Consider the following 16,532-nt stretch of genomic DNA (forward strand, 5'->3'; position numbering starts at 1 on the left):
ATGGAAGGTGCGTGAAGGCGTCGTGCAGACTGGCCGTATGCGCATCGAACTCACCACTGACCCCGGTGACCCCGCCCGCCCCAACGAGGACTGGGCGACCACGGCACTGCCTGCCGCCGGGCGGGGCGGGGCGCTGGTGGTGCTCGACGGGGTGACGCCACCACCGGGCAACGGCGACTGTGTGCACGACGTGCCCTGGTTCACCGCCCGGCTCGGCGGCGCACTGACCGAACTGTCCGGTTCGCGGCGCGACATGACGCTGACCGAGATCCTCGCCGAGTCCATCAGGCGCACCGCCGACGCCCACCGCGACACGTGTGACCTTTCTCACCCGCGTACTCCGCAGGCGACGGTGGTCCTGGCGCGCTGGGACGAGTCGTACGTGGAGCACCTCGTGCTCTCCGACTCCGCCCTGCTCGTCGAATCGCCCGACGGTACGGTCCGGGCGGTCCTCGACGACCGGCTCGACCGGGTGCCGCGCTCTTCGCTGGTGTCTGACGATGTGGCCGACGCGCTCGCCCGGAACAAGGAGGGCGGCTTCTTCACCGCGGCCGCCGATCCGTCGGTGGCCGCGCGTGCTGTCACCGGGCGCATCCCGACCCGGTCGGTACGGTCGCTCGTCGCCCTGACCGACGGCGCCAGCCGGTGGGTGGAGAAGTTCCGCGAAGGCGACTGGGTCGACTGTGTGGCGTTGCTGCGCAAGGCGGGCCCGCAGGGGCTTGTCGAACGCGTTCGGGAGCTGGAGCGCGCCGACACCTCTCGTACGTATCTGCGGCGCAGTAAGACGCATGACGATGCGACCGTCGTGTTCGTTGAGCTCTGACGCTGCCGGTTGTTCGTCTGCGGGTCGGTGGGGGCTGGTCGCGCAGTTCCCCGCGCCCCTTTAGGGCACCCGGTACCGCAGCGTAGGTGACCCCACTACGGGCGCTGCACCCCCGGCTCCTGCATGTCCGCCCTCGCATTCAACTGGTGCAGCAGGCGGGCCAGTTCGGCGATTTCCGTGCGGTCCCAGTCGGCCAGTTTGGTGACGTACTGGGCGCGGCGGGCGTCGCGGACGCGGCGGAAGCGGGCCAGGCCCTCGTCGGTGAGGCGGACGAGGGAGGCGCGGCCGTCGGCCGGGTCCGGTTCGCGGGCCACCAGGCCCAGGTCCTCCAGGGCCCGCAGCTGGCGGCTCATGGTCGCCTTGCCGACGCCGAAGTACGCGGCGAGCTCGGTGGCCCGCTGTGGGCCGCCCTCCTCCAGGCGCACGAAGAGCCCGTACGCGGCCGCCTCCAGCTCGGGATGGACCGCGCGGGCCATCTCGCCGGAGGACGCGCGGGCGCGCCGGAGGAACACCGCCAGCTCGCGTTCGAGCGCGAGAAACTCCTGGTCCGGACCGTCCACATCAGCTCCCATCCCACGGTTGTCCCGACGGGACAGTATTGACCAGTCCTCTGTGGACGAGGGCCCCCGGCACCGGCTGCCGGGGGCCCTTTGGCTCAATTACGAGCTCGACTACGAGCAGGTTCCGGCGGGCCGGTCCCGGGTGACCAGGTCCGTGAAGCCGGTGGTGCCGTCCAGCCAGACGACCTTCCTGCCGCCCGCCGACGACGGGTACAGCTGCTCACCGCGGTTGCAGGACACCCGCTCCTTGCGGGTGCCGTCCGCGCTGAACTGCCACAGCTTGGGCAGGGTCTCATTGCGGTACCGCGTGTCCGGCAGCAGGGTGTTCACGGTGACCGCGTCGTCGGATGCGGTCAGGTCGAACGGGATCAGCGCGCCCGGCCCGGCCTCGGGGCTGAGGTCGACCGTCCCGGTGCCCGCCAGGGTGGACCGGCGCACCGCCATCTGTCCCTGGTCGGCCGGGTTCTCGTCGGCGAGCCAGAACACGTTCTTGCCGGTGATCCCGGTCTGCCCGATGGCCTGCGGCTCCCCGAGCTGCTGGGCGAGACGGGTGGCGCCGGTGGCGATGTCGTACGTCTCGACACCGATCTTGTAGTCGTCCCCGACCGGGTAGAGCTTGGCGTACGCCACGGTGCCGTGACGCAGCGACGGCAGCGCGGTGCCGAGCTGGTACTTGCCGCCGTCCACCCAGGTCGGCTCGCGGTCGCCGGGCTTCAGGAAGCCGACGTGGCGCCCGCCGAACGGGTCGAAGGACTCGAAGACCACGGTGCCGTTCTCGACCCGCAGGTTCTGGACGTTCGTGGTCGAGGTGTACAGCTTCTTGATCGGGCCGCCCGCGATCGGCCGGGACAGGATGTCGAGGCTGCTCGTGCCGAACGCGGCCCACACCACGCTCTTGCCGTCGGTGGCCGGATACACGTGGAAGCGGCCGTCGTTGGGGCTGATCAACTTGGCCGAGCCGGTTCCGTCCGCCTTGCCGGCCCAGATCGAGTACGGCTCGGTGCCGTCGTCGTTGGACTTCGAGGTGGCCCACCAGCCGCCGCCCGCCGCCGTGCCCGTACCGGTGGTGTTGAGCTTGCCGAAGAGCTGGTCGGAGTCGACGCCGATGGCGTTCTCCCAGCCGGGCACGATGCCGTGGGCGTTGAAGGAGCGCTTGACGATGTTCTGCTGGCGCCCGGAGAGCTTGAGGTCCTTGGCGGCCGCGAGGATCGCGTTGCGCGCCTCGGTGTAGCCGTCCAGGGGCGTCATGTACGTGGAGAGCGCCTTGTAGACGAGCCTGTCCGCGAGGAGGGGGTCCTTGGGGTCGAGGTCCTGGCGGATGTCCCACAGGGCGCCCGAGAAGATCGTCGAGTTGAGGTGCACCCCGCCGTTGTCGGTGGCGAAGGAGACGCCGAGGTAGTCCTTGGACGTGGTGCGCCCGTCGTTGAGGTCGCGGAAGGCGCAGTCGCGGGGCTTGGCGGTGCGGCACAGGTTCTCGCCGATGAGCCCGGAGTCCGGGTCGTCCATCTTCGTCCCGCTGACCGTGACGTCGATGGCGTTGCCGAAGTAGTCCGCGAGCGCTTCGTTGAGGGCGCCGGACTGGCCCGCGTAGACCAGGTTCGCGGTGTTCTCGACCACGCCGTGCGTCATCTCGTGGCCGACCACGTCGAGGTCGGCGGAGAGCGTCTTGTACTGCTCGTCCCCGGAGCCGTACACCATCTTCTGGCCGTCCCAGAAGGCGTTGACGTACGGGCCGCCGAACAGCGTCACGCCGACCAGCGAGTCGATGCCCATGCCGCGCCCGTCGAGGCTGTCGCGGCCGTGCACGTTCTTGTAGTAGTCGTAGACCTGCCCGGCCGCCCAGTGCGCGTCGACCGCGCCCGCGGCGGTGGCGTCGCCGCTGTAGTCCGGACCCGCGTTGGTGAACTCCTTGAGCCCGCTGGGCCACTGCCCCGACGCGTCGCCGACGTCGACCGCGCGCGCGTCCCAGGTGTGCAGGGTGTTCTTGCTGGTGGCCGCCATGCGCGCGTAGTCGACCAGGTTGTACTGCTTGGCGGAGGCGTCGAAGTAGATGTTCAGCGGGACCTTGTCGCCGCTGTACTTGACGCCGGTGCCGGTGGTGCCGGGGTTGTCGTTCGCCTGTGTCCGAGCCGGGCCCCGCACCGCCTGGTGCGCCGTCGTGCCCGTGGCGGGCTTCGGCGCGGTGAGCGTCTTGATACGGCTGTACTGGAGCACCGGGAACCCGGCGTGCGCGTCCACGTACACGTCCTGGAGGACCGGTCTGCCGGTGTTCGCCTCGGTGCCGCGCACGGTGACGCGGTAGGTGAGCACGCCCGCGCCCCTGGGGATGACGACCAGGCCGCCCGAGGTGCCGGTGAGCGCGGCCCCCGCCGCGCTCTTCGCGCCCTCGGCCCGCTGGATGTCCTTCTTGCCGAGGGTGGCGCCGCCGACGCGGGCCGCGACCGAGGAGACGGCCCGGCGCACGGCGACGTCCTCGGCGACGGTCGCGGTGGTCGACGTGGTCAGCGCGGTGAAGTACTTGCCGGAGGTCCCGGTGACGACCCGCTTGCCGTCCTGCTTCTCCATCCGCACCACGTACTGCCCGCCCAGCACCTCGACCCCGTGGTACTTCTGCTGGAGCCGTACGGTCTCGTCGGCGCCCTGCCTCAGCGTCTGTACGGGGGTGAGGTCGCGGCCGGGGTCGGCGATGCGGTAGCGGCTCTCCTTCGCCGCGAGATGGCCGCGGGCCGCGTCGGCCGGGGCGGCCTTGGCGTCGGCGCTCTCGTGGAGGCCGTCGACGAGGGCCGGGGTCTGTGTTCCGGTGCCGGGGACGACATCGGCGGCCGGGGTCTGTGCCGGGGGTGCGGCCTGGGCCGCCGGTACCGAGGTGGCGAGCAGCGCGGCCGCGCCGAGGAGGGCGGCTGCGCCCGCTCCCCGGGCGAGTAATCCCTCTTTGGCCGTGCCTGCTCCTGACGTGCCTGCTCTGGGCTTGCGCAAGGTCTTCCTCCACGGGCCGATGGACGGCGGGTGGCGCCTGACAGCGCCGACTGGTCATGACCATGCAAGCCGTGGTGCCTGAACCCCTCAATGGGGCCTCTGCGGTGACTTGTGGACATGCCCACTTGTGAGGCACCTGTGCACGGAGCGAGAATCCTGTGCACGTTCAGGGGGGATTAGTCCAATACGGGACTGCTGGGGGCGGAGTTGGGGCGATTACGGGCCGCGCGGACCGACGGACCGGGCGAGGGAGCGGACGAGGGGCAGTGCCCGAGCGAGGAACAGCTGGAGCTCCTGGGCCTGCTGGCCGAGGGCCTGAAGGACGAGGCGATCGCCCGCCGCCTCGGCGTCCATGTGCACACCGCCCGGCGCCGGATCACCCGCCTGCTGCACGACCTGGACGCGGACACCCGCTTCCAGGCGGGCGCGCGGGCCACCCTGCGCGGCTGGCTGGACGACTGACGCCAACTCCCGCTGTCTGAAAGTCGGTTACGAAGAACGAGCCGTCGACGCGCCTGAACAGGGCCGCTGTCGACGCACCAGTGGCCTGGGCCATTGGCAGTTCCGGAAACTCTTTCGCGTCACGGTCTACGTGCGTAGCTTCTTCCGTATGACATGTCCACAGCGACATGTCGATATCCCCGGCACGTCCCCCCACCCACGCCTTTCGGAGGCGCGCAATGCCCGTGCACAGACCCGGAACGGCCCGCCGCGGCCCCCTCGCCGCGGCCGGAATCCTCCTCTCCGCCCTCGCCCTGCTGCTGACTGCCCCCGGCACCGCGGAAGCCGCCCACACCCCCGCCCGTGGCACCGCCACCATGGGCATGGGCGTCGCGGCCCACGACGGCGTCGGTGGCCCGCCCGGCGCCACCCTCGCCGTCCAGACGGAGGGCGTCGACACCAGCAGCCACAACGGCAACGTCGCCTGGTCCACGCTCTGGAACAGCGGCGTGAAGTGGGCCTACGTCAAGGCCACCGAAGGCACCTACTACACCAACCCGTACTTCGCGCAGCAGTACAACGGCTCGTACAACGTCGGCATGATCCGCGGCGCGTACCACTTCGCGACACCGGACACCACGAGCGGCGCCACCCAGGCCGACTACTTCGTGGACCACGGCGGCGGCTGGTCCCAAGACGGCCGTACGCTGCCGGGCGCGCTGGACATCGAGTGGAACCCGTACGGCGCCGCCTGCTACGGGCTCTCGCAGAGCGAGATGGTCAGCTGGATCGCCGACTTCACCGACGAGTACCGGGCCCGCACCGGCCGGGACGCGGTGATCTACACCGCCACCAGCTGGTGGACCCAGTGCACCGGAAACTCCGCCGCCTTCGGCTCCACCGACCCGCTGTGGATCGCCCGCTACAACACCGACCCGGGCACGCTCCCGGCCGGCTGGGGCTACTACACGATGTGGCAGTACACCTCCTCCGGCCCCACCGTCGGCGACCACTCGCGCTTCAACGGGGCGTACGACCGCCTGCAAGCTCTGGCCAACGGATAGCCCAGCGCCCCCGGTGCGTCGACGCGCACCGGGGGCCTCAACGCATTCCGACCCGTCATACGACAGGATGGTCGCCATGCGCGTGATGCGAACGGTGTTGCGAGTGTCCGCCACGGGGATGCTGGCGCTGGTCACCGGATGCGGCTGGTCGGCGGCCTCGGCACCCCAGCCGGACCAGAGCGACGAGGTGCCGCCCGCCCCCGCCCCGCAGACCTCCGCCGGCGCCACCGCCGGGCTGCCGTCGGTGGGCGTCCTCGTCGACGGCGACAAGCACTGGTGCACCGCCAGCGTCGTCGCCAGCCCCAAGGGCAATGTGGTGGCGACCGCCGCGCACTGCGCCGACTCCGGCTCGGTCGGCTCCATGGAGTTCGCGCCCGCCTTCTCGGGGGCGGTGAAGGGCTCCACTCCGTACGGGACCTGGAAGGTCAAGGCCGTACAGACCGACGACAAGTGGTCCAAGGACGGCGACGACGCCTACGACTACGCCTTCCTCACCCTGGAGCCGGACGCGCGCGGGCGCAGCGTTCAGAGCGTGGTGGGCGCCGCCGAGGCGGACTGGGCCTCGGGGCCCGAGCGCCGGGTCACCGTCGTCGGCTACCCGGCCGAGGACCACAACCCCGACAACCGGCCGATCTCCTGCACCACCGACAGCCGCCGCGACAGCGACATGGCGAGCGACGTACGGATCGAGTGCGCCGGGTTCTGGACCGGGACCAGCGGCAGCCCGTGGCTGGCGGACTACCGGGGGCCCGGCCGCCTCGGCCACCTCATCGGCGTCCTCAGCGGCGGCGACACGGACGTGGAGTCGACGGCGGTGCTCTTCGACGCCCACGCGCGCGAGCTGTACGAGAAGGCCACGCGCGCGTAGTCGTCGTTGCCGCTGCGGTCAGGCCGCGACCGGCACCCGCACCTCCGCCGGGGCCAGGGCGATCTCCAGGACCTGGCGGACATCGGTCACCGGGTGGACCTCCAGCTTCTCCAGGACCTCGGCGGGGACGTCGTCCAGGTCGGGCTCGTTGCGCTTGGGGATCACCACGGTCGTGATGCCCGCCCGGTGCGCGGCCAGCAGCTTCTGCTTCAGGCCGCCGATCGGCAGCACCCGCCCGGTCAGCGACACCTCGCCGGTCATCGCCACGTCCGTACGCACCAGACGCCCGCTGAGCAGCGACGCGAGCGCCGTCACCAGCGTGATGCCCGCGCTCGGGCCGTCCTTCGGAACCGCGCCCGCCGGGAAGTGGACGTGCACGCCCCGGTCCTTGAGGTCGGCGACCGGCAGCTCCAGTTCGGCGCCGTGCGAGCGCAGGAAGCTCAGCGCGATCTGCGCCGACTCCTTCATGACGTCGCCCAGCTGACCGGTCAGCGTCAGCCCGGCCGCGCCCGTCTCCGGGTCGGCGAGCGACGCCTCGACGAACAGGACGTCGCCGCCCGCTCCCGTGACCGCGAGGCCGGTGGCCACACCCGGCACCGAGGTGCGCCGCTCGGCCGGGTCCTGCGCGGACTCCGGGACGTGGTGCGGGCGCCCGATCAGCGCGCGCAGATCGTCCGGGGTGACCGTGAACGGCAGCTCGCGCTCGCCGCTCTCGTGCTGGGCCGCCGTCTTGCGCAGCAGCCGGGCGAGCGCGCGCTCCAGGTTCCGTACGCCCGCCTCGCGGGTGTACTCCCCGGCGAGCTTGCGCAGCGCCGCGTCGTCCAGGGCCACCTCGCCGGGCTCCAGACCGGCCCGCTCCAGCTGGCGCGGGAGCAGATGGTCGCGGGCGATGACGACCTTCTCGTCCTCGGTGTAGCCGTCGAGCCGGACGAGCTCCATCCGGTCCAGCAGCGCCTCCGGGATGGCCTCCAGGACGTTGGCGGTGGCCAGGAAGACGACGTCGCTGAGGTCGAGCTCGACCTCCAGGTAGTGGTCGCGGAAGGTGTGGTTCTGCGCCGGGTCGAGGACTTCGAGCAGGGCCGCGGCCGGGTCGCCCCGGAAGTCGGAGCCGATCTTGTCGATCTCGTCGAGCAGCACCACCGGGTTCATCGACCCGGCCTCCTTGATCGCCCGCACGATACGGCCGGGCAGCGCGCCCACGTACGTACGCCGGTGGCCACGCACCTCCGCCTCGTCGCGGACGCCGCCGAGGGCGACGCGGACGAACTTGCGGCCCATGGCGTGCGCCACGCTCTCGGCGACGCTCGTCTTGCCGACGCCGGGCGGGCCCACCAGCGCGAGCACCGCGCCGCCACGTCGGCCGCCCACCACGCCGAGACCGCGCTCGGCCCGCCGCTTGCGGACCGCCAGGTACTCGGTGATGCGCTCCTTCACGTCCTTCAGACCCGCGTGCTCCGCGTCCAGAACGGCGCGGGCGCCCTTGATGTCGTAGACGTCCTCCGTCCGCTCGTTCCACGGCAGTTCGAGGACGGTGTCCAGCCAGGTGCGGATCCAGGAGCCCTCCGGGGACTGGTCGCTGGAGCGCTCCAGCTTGTCGACCTCCTTGAGGGCGGCCTCGCGCACCTTCTCGGGCAGGTCGGCGGCCTCCACGCGCGCGCGGTAGTCGTCGGACTCCTCGCCCTCCGCCTCGCCGTTGAGCTCGCGCAGCTCCTTGCGTACGGCGTCCAGCTGGCGGCGCAGCAGGAACTCGCGCTGCTGCTTGTCCACGCCTTCCTGTACGTCCTTGGCGATGGACTCGGCGACGTCCTGTTCGGCCAGGTGCTCGCGCAGCTGCTCGGTGGCGAGCTTGAGGCGGGCGACGGGGTCGGCCGTCTCCAGGAGCTCGACCTTCTGGGCGGTGGTGAGGAACGGCGAGTAGCCGGAGTTGTCGGCGAGCGCGGAGACGTCCTCGATCTGCTGGACGCGGTCCACGATCTGCCAGGCGCCGCGCTTCTTCAGCCAGTCGGTGGCGAGCGCCTTGTACTCCTTCGCCAGCTCGGCGACCTGGCCGGGCAGGGGCTCGGGGACGCTCTCGTCGATGGAGAGCCCCTCGACCCACAGGGCCGCGCCGGGGCCGGTGGTGCCCGCGCCGATCCGTACCCGGCCGCGGCCGCGGATCAGGGCGCCGGGGTCGCCGTCGGAGAGGCGCCCCACCTGCTCGACGGTGCCGAGCACGCCGGTCGACGCGTAGGCCCCGTCGATGCGCGGGACGAGCAGCACCTTGGGCTTGCCCGCTGCGGTGCCCTCGGCCCGGACGGCCGCCTGGGCGGCCTCGACGGCGGCCCGCACCTCGGTGTCGGACAAATCCAGGGGCACCACCATCCCGGGCAGCACGACCTCGTCGTCGAGCGGCAGCACAGGCAGGGTGAGCGGTGCGGACGAGTGAGCCATGATCTCCCCTTCGGCAGTCAAGTTGAGCTATGCCGACTCAATGCATGTGAGCCCAGGAATGTTCCCCACCGGGCGTTCGCTCTGAGCGATCACCACTTGTAAGAGTCCATATGATCAAGTGACTATTACCGAGAGCAGCGTCATTGCCACAGGAGCCACCCGAGGGGAACCCATGGAATCGGAGTCGGTACCGGACATCGTCGCGGCCTGGATCAAGGGCTGGGTCGTCTCGCGCGGCGCGGCCGAACCGGTCGCCGAGCCGTGGGGCTGGACCATCGACGTCGGCCAGACCAAGCACGTGTCCCGGCACGTGGTGCCCGAGCCCGACGAGCCGACCGTCCGCAAGCTGGTCGAGGCGACGACCGCTCCCGCCACCTGGCTGAAGCTGTTCGCGGACGACGACACGGTCCGGCCGTGGCTCGGCCCCGGCTGGCACTACGACCAGCCCGGCTTCCTGATGACGCTGCCGCTGGCCGAGAGGGCCCGTACGAAGACCCCCCGCGGCTACACGCTGACCAGCTGGACCACCGGCGGTGTGCTGCGCGTGCTCGTACGCACCGACGCCGGGCACTTCGCCGCGCGCGGCCAGCTCGCCCCGACCGGCACGACCGCCGTCGCCGACCAGATCGAGACGGCGCCCGAGCACCGGCGCCGGGGCCTGGGCAGCCTCGTCATGCGCACGCTGCAGAACGCCGCCCTGGAGGCGGGCGCCACCACCGCCGTCCTCGTCGGCACCCCGGAAGGGCAGGCGCTCTACAGCGCACTTGGCTGGACGACGCGCTCGGCCATGGCGAGCCTGTACTTCGCTCCGTCGGATCCGGCATCCTCTGGGGCATGAGCCCCAAGGTCACGCACCGGACGACCACCGGCCTGCTGCTGCTCACCGCGCTGTTCGCGGCGGCGGGCTGCGGCTCCTCCACCTCGTCGGCCGACAGCGGCGCCCCGGCGTCGCGGACCGCGCCGCCCCCGGCCGTCTCCCCGTCCGCCTCCGCGCCCACGTCCTCCAAGCCGCCGTCCCACGACGGGCAGTTGCTGAAGCTGGTGGTGAGCGGCGGCTTCGTGGGCCGCCACGACGAGCTGGTCGTCCGCGCCGACGGCAGCTACACCTCGACCAAGCGGGACGGGAAGCCGGTCGAGGGCCGCCTCACCCCCGCCGAACTCGCCGGGCTGCGCAAGACGCTGGCGGCCGCCGACTTCGCGCATCTGCCGCCGCGCCCGACCGGGAAGCCGGTCGCCGACGGGCTGATGTACCAGTTCACGTACGAGGGACATGTCGTCCTCGCCGACGAGATCCACCAGCCGCAGGCGCTACGGGACGTACGAGCCCATCTGCCCGTCGGCTACCGCTGACGGCTCCGGGACCCCGGCCCTGCGGGCGTCGGCCCGGCGCAGGAACGGCCAGCACACCACGCCGACGAGCAGCGCCAGCGGATGGCCCCAACTGGCCAGCGGATCCACCATGTCGAAGAGGTCCTGCGTGATCAGCACCACGACCACGCCGAGCAGCGGCCAGCGCAGCACGGCGGGCAGCAGCCCGGCCAGCGCGCCCACGCTCGCCATCAGACCGAAGCTGATGCCGTAGTCGAGCCGGTGCAGCGAGGAGTCCGGCAGCTGACCGGCCATCACCGAGACACCCACGGGCACTTCGGTGGCCAGCGTCGCCACCACGTGCCCGAGCAGGAAGACCCCGGCCGCGCGCAGCCCGCCGACGCGGCGCTCCAGCGCGGTGAGGATGAAGACGAAGCCGACGGCCCACGGCGAGGAGATCCCGCCCGCGATCCACAGCGCGCTGGCGAGCAGCACGAGCACGGGCGTACGGGTGAGGTGCTGCACATCGGTGCTGGAGCTCTCGACGAGCGTACGAACGGTGTCCGGGTCGCCGAACTCCGCGTACAGCGACGTGGAGAGGAGCAGCAACGTGTACGCGAAGGTGAACGGCGTGCCGGTCGGCGACGGCAGCACATGGGCCGCCCGGCGCAGACACGTCCGCAGCTCCCATGCGGCCCACAGCGGCGGACGTCTGTCCGCGTCGGGGATTTCCGCGCTGGTCACAGGGGGCTTCGCGATGGCCCCGCCCTCCGCCGTCTCGATGACCGTCTTCTCCCCCGCCCTCGACCCTGTCGCTTCCCTTGTAAGCGTCCCTTGTACAACGCTCACCCTCTGCGAACGCTCCCCAACACGTCTATGACTTGTGCCACATTGGACAACCTTTGACGCGGACCATGCGTCGGCGCAAGGAGTCGTCAGCTCCGTTCCCGAGGAGGTCTTCCGATGCCCGCCGCCGACCCGATCACTCTCGACCGCCGCGAGGGACCGTACGGCGAGGTGGTGCTCCGCAGACGCGGCCCGCACTTCGAGATCATCGCCAACGGAACGTTCCTGATGGACACCTCCGACGGACGCTCCGAGCGGCTGCTGGTGGACGCCGCGTACGACGCACTGCCGACCGGCCGCGAGACGCCTTCCGTACTCATCGGCGGGCTCGGTGTCGGCTTCTCCCTGGCGCACGCGGCCGCCGACCCCCGGTGGGGCCGGATCGCCGTGGTGGAACGCGAGTTGGCCGTCATCGAGTGGCACCGTACGGGCCCGCTCGCGCCCCTCTCCCGGGCCGCGCTCGCCGACCCGCGCACCGAGGTCCTGCACACCGATCTGGTCGCGTACGTACACACCGCCCCGGACACCTTCGACGCGCTCTGCCTGGACATCGACAACGGGCCCGACTGGACGGTGACCGAGAGCAACGACAGCCTCTACTCCCCCACCGGTCTCGCCGCCTGCCGGGAGCGGCTGACGCCGGGCGGAGTGCTCGCCGTGTGGTCCGCGCAGCCGTCGGCCGCCTTCGGGGAAGCTCTCCGTAATGCCGGATTCCACGGGGTTAGGACCGAAGAGATCGCAGTTGCCCGGGGCGTCCCTGACGTGGTCCATCTCGCTGTTCGCCCTGCGTAGCCGGGACGCGGCCGGTGCCTCTAGTCTCTGACCGACACAGGGGATCACCCCACTGATCCCCGGAAGCAATATCAGGGCGGGGCGATGGAGCAGGCACACACCACCCACAACGGCGTAGCGGCCACCCCCGGCGCCCAGCGCCGGGTGCTGGTCGTCGAGGACGACACGACGATCGTCGACGCCATCGCGGCGCGGCTGAGAGCCGAGGGCTTCCAGGTCCAGACGGCCCTCGACGGCCCTGCCGCCGTCGACACGGCCGAGGCCTGGCAGCCGGACCTGATGGTCCTGGACATCATGCTGCCGGGCTTCGACGGCCTGGAGGTCTGCCGCCGGGTCCAGGCCCGCCGGCCGGTCCCGGTGCTGATGCTGACGGCCCGCGACGACGAGACGGACATGCTGGTCGGGCTCGGCGTCGGCGCGGACGACTACATGACCAAGCCGTTCTCCATGCGGGAGCTGGCGGCGCGGGTGCACGTGCTGCTGCGGCGGGTCGAGCGGGCCACGCTGGCCGCCGCGACCCCGCGCACGGGCATCCTGCGCCTGGGCGAGCTGGAGATCGACCACGCTCAGCGACGGGTACGGGTGCGCGGCGAGGACGTCCACCTCACGCCCACCGAGTTCGACCTGCTGAGCTGCCTGGCGAACACCCCGCGCGCGGTGCTCTCGCGCGAGCAGCTGCTCGCCGAGGTCTGGGACTGGGCGGACGCCTCGGGCACCCGGACCGTGGACAGCCACATCAAGGCGCTGCGACGCAAGATCGGGGCCGAGCGCATCCGCACGGTCCATGGCGTCGGATACGCGCTGGAGACCCCGGCGCCATGAGCCGGGCGGCGGCCGGAGCGGTGAGCGGGCGGACCCGTAGGAACGGGCCGCGCGCCCCGGTTCGCGGCGGCCTGCTGAGCCGGCTGCGCTACATCTCGGTCTCGATCAAGACCAAGCTGGGCACGCTCGTCGTGGTCTCGGTCTTCATCACCACCGGTCTGCTGATGGTGGCCGTGCAGACCCGCACCGAGCTGCGGTTCATCACCGTCTTCTCGGTGATCGCGACGCTGCTGATCACCCAGTTCGTGGCGCACGGGCTGACCGCGCCGCTGGACGAGATGAACACCGTCGCCCGGTCCATCTCGCACGGCGACTACACCCGCCGGGTGCGCGGCGCCGACCGCCGCGACGAGCTCGGCGACCTCGCCTCCACCATCAACCGCATGGCCGAGGACCTGGAGGCGGTGGACCGCCACCGCAAGGAACTCGTGGCGAATGTCTCGCACGAGCTGCGTACGCCCATCGCGGCGCTGCGGGCGGTCCTGGAGAACGTCGTGGACGGCGTCTCGGCCGCCGACCCAGAGACGATGCGCACGGCGCTGAAGCAGACCGAGCGGCTCGGCCGCCTGGTGGAGACGCTGCTTGACCTCTCGCGGCTCGACCACGGCGTCGTACCGCTGCGGGCGCACCGCTTCGAGGTCTGGCCGTATCTGTCCGGGGTGCTCAAGGAGGCCAATCTGGCCGCCTCCCGGCGCGGGCTCTCGTCCGGCTCGGGCAATCACACCCGTACGGACGTGCATCTGCATCTGGACGTCTCGCCGCCGGAGCTGACCGCGCACGCGGACCGGGAGCGGCTGCACCAGGTGGTCGCCAACCTCATCGACAACGCGGTCAAGCACTCCCCGCCGCACGGCCGCGTCACGGTACGGGCCCGGCGCGGCCCGCAGCCGGAGTCGCTGGACCTGGAGGTCCTGGACGAGGGTCCGGGCATCCCGAAGTCGGAGTGGCACCGGGTCTTCGAGCGGTTCAACCGGGGCGACGCCTCGGCGCCGCACGGGCCGGGCAGCGACGGCGGTACGGGCCTGGGCCTGGCGATCGCCCGCTGGGCGGTGGATCTGCACGGCGGTCACATCGGCGTGGCCGAATCATCACGCGGATGCCGCATCCAGGTCACCCTTCCGGGCGTCACCCGACCGGCGAATTGACGTAGTCTCGAACCGGAAGCAGACATTCGCGCGGCGCAGCCGCTCCAGTGGAGCCGCTGTAAGCGGGGTGTGAGTGGGCAAGGGATGTGGTCCTACGAGGGCCGCAACCGCGCTGTGGCGTACCCACTCACGAGCGGAACCCGATCTGTTTCCCGCCAAATCCTGCCCCGAAACACGCTTTCCGGTGTGACTTACGCGACTGTGGCACGCCCGGTCTGCACCTCCAGGCCAGGGAGGCGTAGCCTTTATTTCCGCTGTCCATCACCTTGTGAAGCGGAAGAGGGCGGTTGCCGCCGTGTCGTCTCAGTCCCCCAGTAATTCGAGCGTCTCGACCGACCAAGACGGGCAGGGCAAGAACCCTGCAGCCGGCTTCGGTGCCAATGAGTGGCTCGTCGACGAGATCTACCAGCAGTACCTCCAGGACCCCAATTCGGTCGACCGTGCCTGGTGGGACTTCTTCGCCGACTACAAGCCGGGTACGCCCGGTACGGCGGACAAGCCCGTCGCGGGAAGTGCTCCCGCCGCAGCCGCGGGGGCTGCGGTAGCCCCCCCGGTGGCCGCTCCGGCCACCCCGGCTCCGGCCCCGGTCGCCACCTCCGGTGACGACGGCGCGTACGTCACGCCGCTGGTCCGCAAGCTCGCCTCCGAGTCCGGTGTGGACCTGGGCGCGGTCAAGGGCACCGGCGTCGGTGGCCGTATCCGCAAGCAGGACGTCATCGCCGCGGCCGAGGCCGCCAAGGCCGTCGCCCCGGCGCCGGTCGCGGCCGCCGCCCCCGCCGCGAAGGCCGCCCCCTCCCTGGAGGCGTCCCCGCTGCGCGGCCAGACGGTCAAGATGACCCGCATGCGCAAGGTCATCGGCGACAACATGATGAAGGCGCTGCACACGCAGGCCCAGCTGACCTCGGTCGTCGAGGTCGACATCACCAAGCTGATGAAGCTGCGCGCGGCCGCGAAGGACTCCTTCGCCGCCCGCGAGGGCGTCAAGCTCTCCCCGATGCCGTTCTTCGTCAAGGCGGCGGCCCAGGCGCTGAAGGCCCACCCGGTCGTCAACGCCCGGATCAACGAGGACGAGGGCACCATCACGTACTTCGACTCGGAGAACATCGGCATCGCCGTGGACTCCGAGAAGGGTCTGATGACGCCGGTCATCAAGGGTGCGGGCGACCTGAACCTCGCCGGTATCTCGAAGGCGACCGCCGAGCTGGCCGGCAAGGTCCGCGCCAACAAGATCACCCCGGACGAGCTGTCCGGCGCGACCTTCACGATCAGCAACACCGGCTCGCGCGGTGCGCTGTTCGACACGGTCATCGTGCCCCCGAACCAGGTCGCGATCCTGGGCATCGGCGCCACGGTCAAGCGCCCGGCGGTCATCGAGACGGCCGAGGGCACGGTCATCGGCGTCCGTGACATGACGTACCTGTCGCTCTCCTACGACCACCGCCTGGTCGACGGCGCCGACGCGGCCCGTTACCTGACGGCCGTCAAGGCGATCCTGGAGGCCGGCGAGTTCGAGGTCGAGCTCGGCCTGTAAGGCGCGCGGCCGTACGGTCTGTGACGAAGGCGCCCCCGCCCGGAGTGATTCCTGGTGGGGGCGCCGCCGTATTGTCTAGAGGTCACCGCTCGCGTGAAGGAGCCCGTCATGACCCCGCCCGTCGTCCACTCGCTGCGCGAGCAGATCCGCGAGCACATCGTGGAGGGGATCGTCAGTGGCCGCTGGAAGCCGGGTGAGCGGATCGTGGAGCGGCGGATCGCGGTGGAGCTCCAGGTCAGCCAGACTCCCGTGCGGGAGGCGCTGCGGGAGCTGGAGTCGCTGCGGCTGATCGAGTCGGCGCCCAACAAGGGTGTACGCGTACGGAACTTGACCGCTGCCGACCTGGAGGAGAGCTACCCCGTACGGGCCGGTCTGGAGCAGATCGCCGCCGAGCTGGCGGCGGACCGGCTGGCCGCCGACTGCTCGGCGCTTGAGCCGCATGTGGCGGCGCTGTACGAGGCGGATGCGGTGGCGGACGGGACGGCGCAGGTGCGGCACACGGTGGGGTTCCACCGTGAACTGGTCCGTGCTGCGGGCAACAGTGTGCTGCTGCACACGTGGGAGGGCCTGGGGATCGAGGTCTTCACCGCGCTGTCCATCCGGTGGCTGGGGACGGTGCAGAAGTCCTACGCGGAGGAGCACCAGGAGCTGGTGGAGGCCTTCCGCCGCCACGATCCGCGCATCGGCACCCTGGTCAAGTCCCACGTCCTGGGCTGCGCGCCCCGGGCCTAGCCGGTCCTGGCCCCACCCCACCCCTTCCCTAAACCCTCCGGGGGTGGGTGGGGGCGGAGGAGGGTTACCCGGGGGCGAAGCCCCCGGACCCCCGGGCGGGGCTGCGCCCCTGCACCCCGCTTCGGCTGCGGATCGTGCTGGGTTGCTCGCGCAGTTCCCCGCGCCCCTTAAATGGGCCCTTCGGGCCCTCCTAG

Annotated in this window: 14 protein-coding genes and 1 pseudogene; 11 read left to right on the forward strand and 4 right to left on the reverse strand. The window is 71.3% G+C overall.

What is annotated here, in order from left to right; translation table 11 throughout:
- The first annotated feature begins 37 nt into the window (after window positions 1–37).
- Complete coding sequence (locus BG418_RS33180) at window positions 38–823, forward strand: protein phosphatase 2C domain-containing protein (RefSeq protein ID WP_188277772.1); 786 nt, start codon at window positions 38–40, stop codon at window positions 821–823.
- A gap of 95 nt (window positions 824–918) precedes the next feature.
- Here the strand turns inward: BG418_RS33180 and BG418_RS33185 are convergent, their stop codons facing one another.
- Both BG418_RS33185 and BG418_RS33190 read right to left on the reverse strand, forming a co-directional pair.
- Window positions 919–1,395, reverse strand: coding sequence for a MarR family winged helix-turn-helix transcriptional regulator (locus tag BG418_RS33185; RefSeq protein ID WP_188277773.1), 477 nt, complete (start codon window positions 1,393–1,395; stop codon window positions 919–921).
- Between the two features lie 99 nt (window positions 1,396–1,494).
- Window positions 1,495–4,359 carry a M4 family metallopeptidase gene (locus BG418_RS33190; RefSeq protein ID WP_188277774.1) on the reverse strand — a complete coding sequence of 955 codons (2,865 nt, stop codon included), beginning with the start codon at window positions 4,357–4,359 and terminating at the stop codon, window positions 1,495–1,497.
- Window positions 4,360–4,638: 279 nt separating this feature from the next.
- Between BG418_RS33190 and BG418_RS33195 the strand changes: the two are divergent.
- The 3 genes and pseudogenes from BG418_RS33195 to BG418_RS33205 all read left to right on the forward strand — a co-directional run.
- Window positions 4,639–4,821 (forward strand): annotated as a pseudogene (locus tag BG418_RS33195) (helix-turn-helix domain-containing protein); the annotation flags it as partial.
- A 218-nt stretch (window positions 4,822–5,039) separates the two neighbouring features.
- On the forward strand, window positions 5,040–5,864 hold the full coding sequence (locus BG418_RS33200) for a lysozyme (protein WP_188277775.1): 825 nt from the start codon (window positions 5,040–5,042) through the stop codon (window positions 5,862–5,864).
- Between the two features lie 76 nt (window positions 5,865–5,940).
- Window positions 5,941–6,732, forward strand: coding sequence for a serine protease (locus tag BG418_RS33205; protein WP_223185808.1), 792 nt, complete (start codon window positions 5,941–5,943; stop codon window positions 6,730–6,732).
- Between the two features lie 18 nt (window positions 6,733–6,750).
- Here BG418_RS33205 and lon read toward each other — a convergent pair whose 3' ends face one another.
- Window positions 6,751–9,162: an endopeptidase La gene (gene lon, locus BG418_RS33210; protein ID WP_188277776.1), complete on the reverse strand. Its 2,412-nt coding sequence runs from the start codon at window positions 9,160–9,162 to the stop codon at window positions 6,751–6,753.
- A gap of 172 nt (window positions 9,163–9,334) precedes the next feature.
- Here lon and BG418_RS33215 point away from each other — a divergent pair, with 172 nt between their 5' ends.
- Complete coding sequence (locus BG418_RS33215; protein WP_188277777.1) at window positions 9,335–10,000, forward strand: GNAT family N-acetyltransferase; 666 nt, start codon at window positions 9,335–9,337, stop codon at window positions 9,998–10,000.
- Window positions 9,997–10,512 (forward strand): hypothetical protein, encoded by a 516-nt coding sequence (locus tag BG418_RS33220; RefSeq protein ID WP_188277778.1) that lies wholly within the window; start codon window positions 9,997–9,999, stop codon window positions 10,510–10,512. The genes BG418_RS33215 and BG418_RS33220 overlap by 4 nt, the downstream gene beginning before the upstream one ends.
- On the opposite strand, the gene BG418_RS33225 is transcribed toward BG418_RS33220, so the two are convergent.
- Entirely contained in the window at window positions 10,471–11,214 is a 744-nt protein-coding gene (locus BG418_RS33225) for a rhomboid-like protein (RefSeq protein ID WP_188277779.1), read from the reverse strand. The genes BG418_RS33220 and BG418_RS33225 overlap by 42 nt on opposite strands.
- Before the next feature lie 219 nt (window positions 11,215–11,433).
- On the opposite strand from BG418_RS33225, the gene BG418_RS33230 reads away from it, so the two are divergent.
- The 5 genes from BG418_RS33230 to BG418_RS33250 all read left to right on the forward strand — a co-directional run bounded on the left by BG418_RS33230 (window position 11,434) and on the right by BG418_RS33250 (window position 16,338).
- Window positions 11,434–12,108 (forward strand): spermidine synthase, encoded by a 675-nt coding sequence (locus BG418_RS33230; RefSeq protein WP_188277780.1) that lies wholly within the window; start codon window positions 11,434–11,436, stop codon window positions 12,106–12,108.
- 84 nt (window positions 12,109–12,192) lie between these two features.
- Entirely contained in the window at window positions 12,193–12,930 is a 738-nt protein-coding gene (locus tag BG418_RS33235; RefSeq protein ID WP_067163879.1) for a response regulator transcription factor, read from the forward strand.
- Window positions 12,927–14,075, forward strand: coding sequence for an ATP-binding protein (locus BG418_RS33240; RefSeq protein ID WP_223185809.1), 1,149 nt, complete (start codon window positions 12,927–12,929; stop codon window positions 14,073–14,075). The genes BG418_RS33235 and BG418_RS33240 overlap by 4 nt, the downstream gene beginning before the upstream one ends.
- Window positions 14,076–14,370: 295 nt before the next feature.
- On the forward strand, window positions 14,371–15,606 hold the full coding sequence (gene sucB, locus BG418_RS33245) for a 2-oxoglutarate dehydrogenase, E2 component, dihydrolipoamide succinyltransferase (RefSeq protein ID WP_188277781.1): 1,236 nt from the start codon (window positions 14,371–14,373) through the stop codon (window positions 15,604–15,606).
- Window positions 15,607–15,714: 108 nt separating this feature from the next.
- The gene (locus BG418_RS33250) at window positions 15,715–16,338 is read left to right on the forward strand and encodes a GntR family transcriptional regulator (RefSeq protein WP_188277782.1); all 624 of its coding nucleotides are present in this window, start codon (window positions 15,715–15,717) and stop codon (window positions 16,336–16,338) included.
- Window positions 16,339–16,532 lie beyond the last annotated feature (194 nt).

The sequence above is a fragment of the Streptomyces sp. CBMA152 genome (assembly GCF_014596475.1).
Classification (GTDB): domain Bacteria; phylum Actinomycetota; class Actinomycetes; order Streptomycetales; family Streptomycetaceae; genus Streptomyces.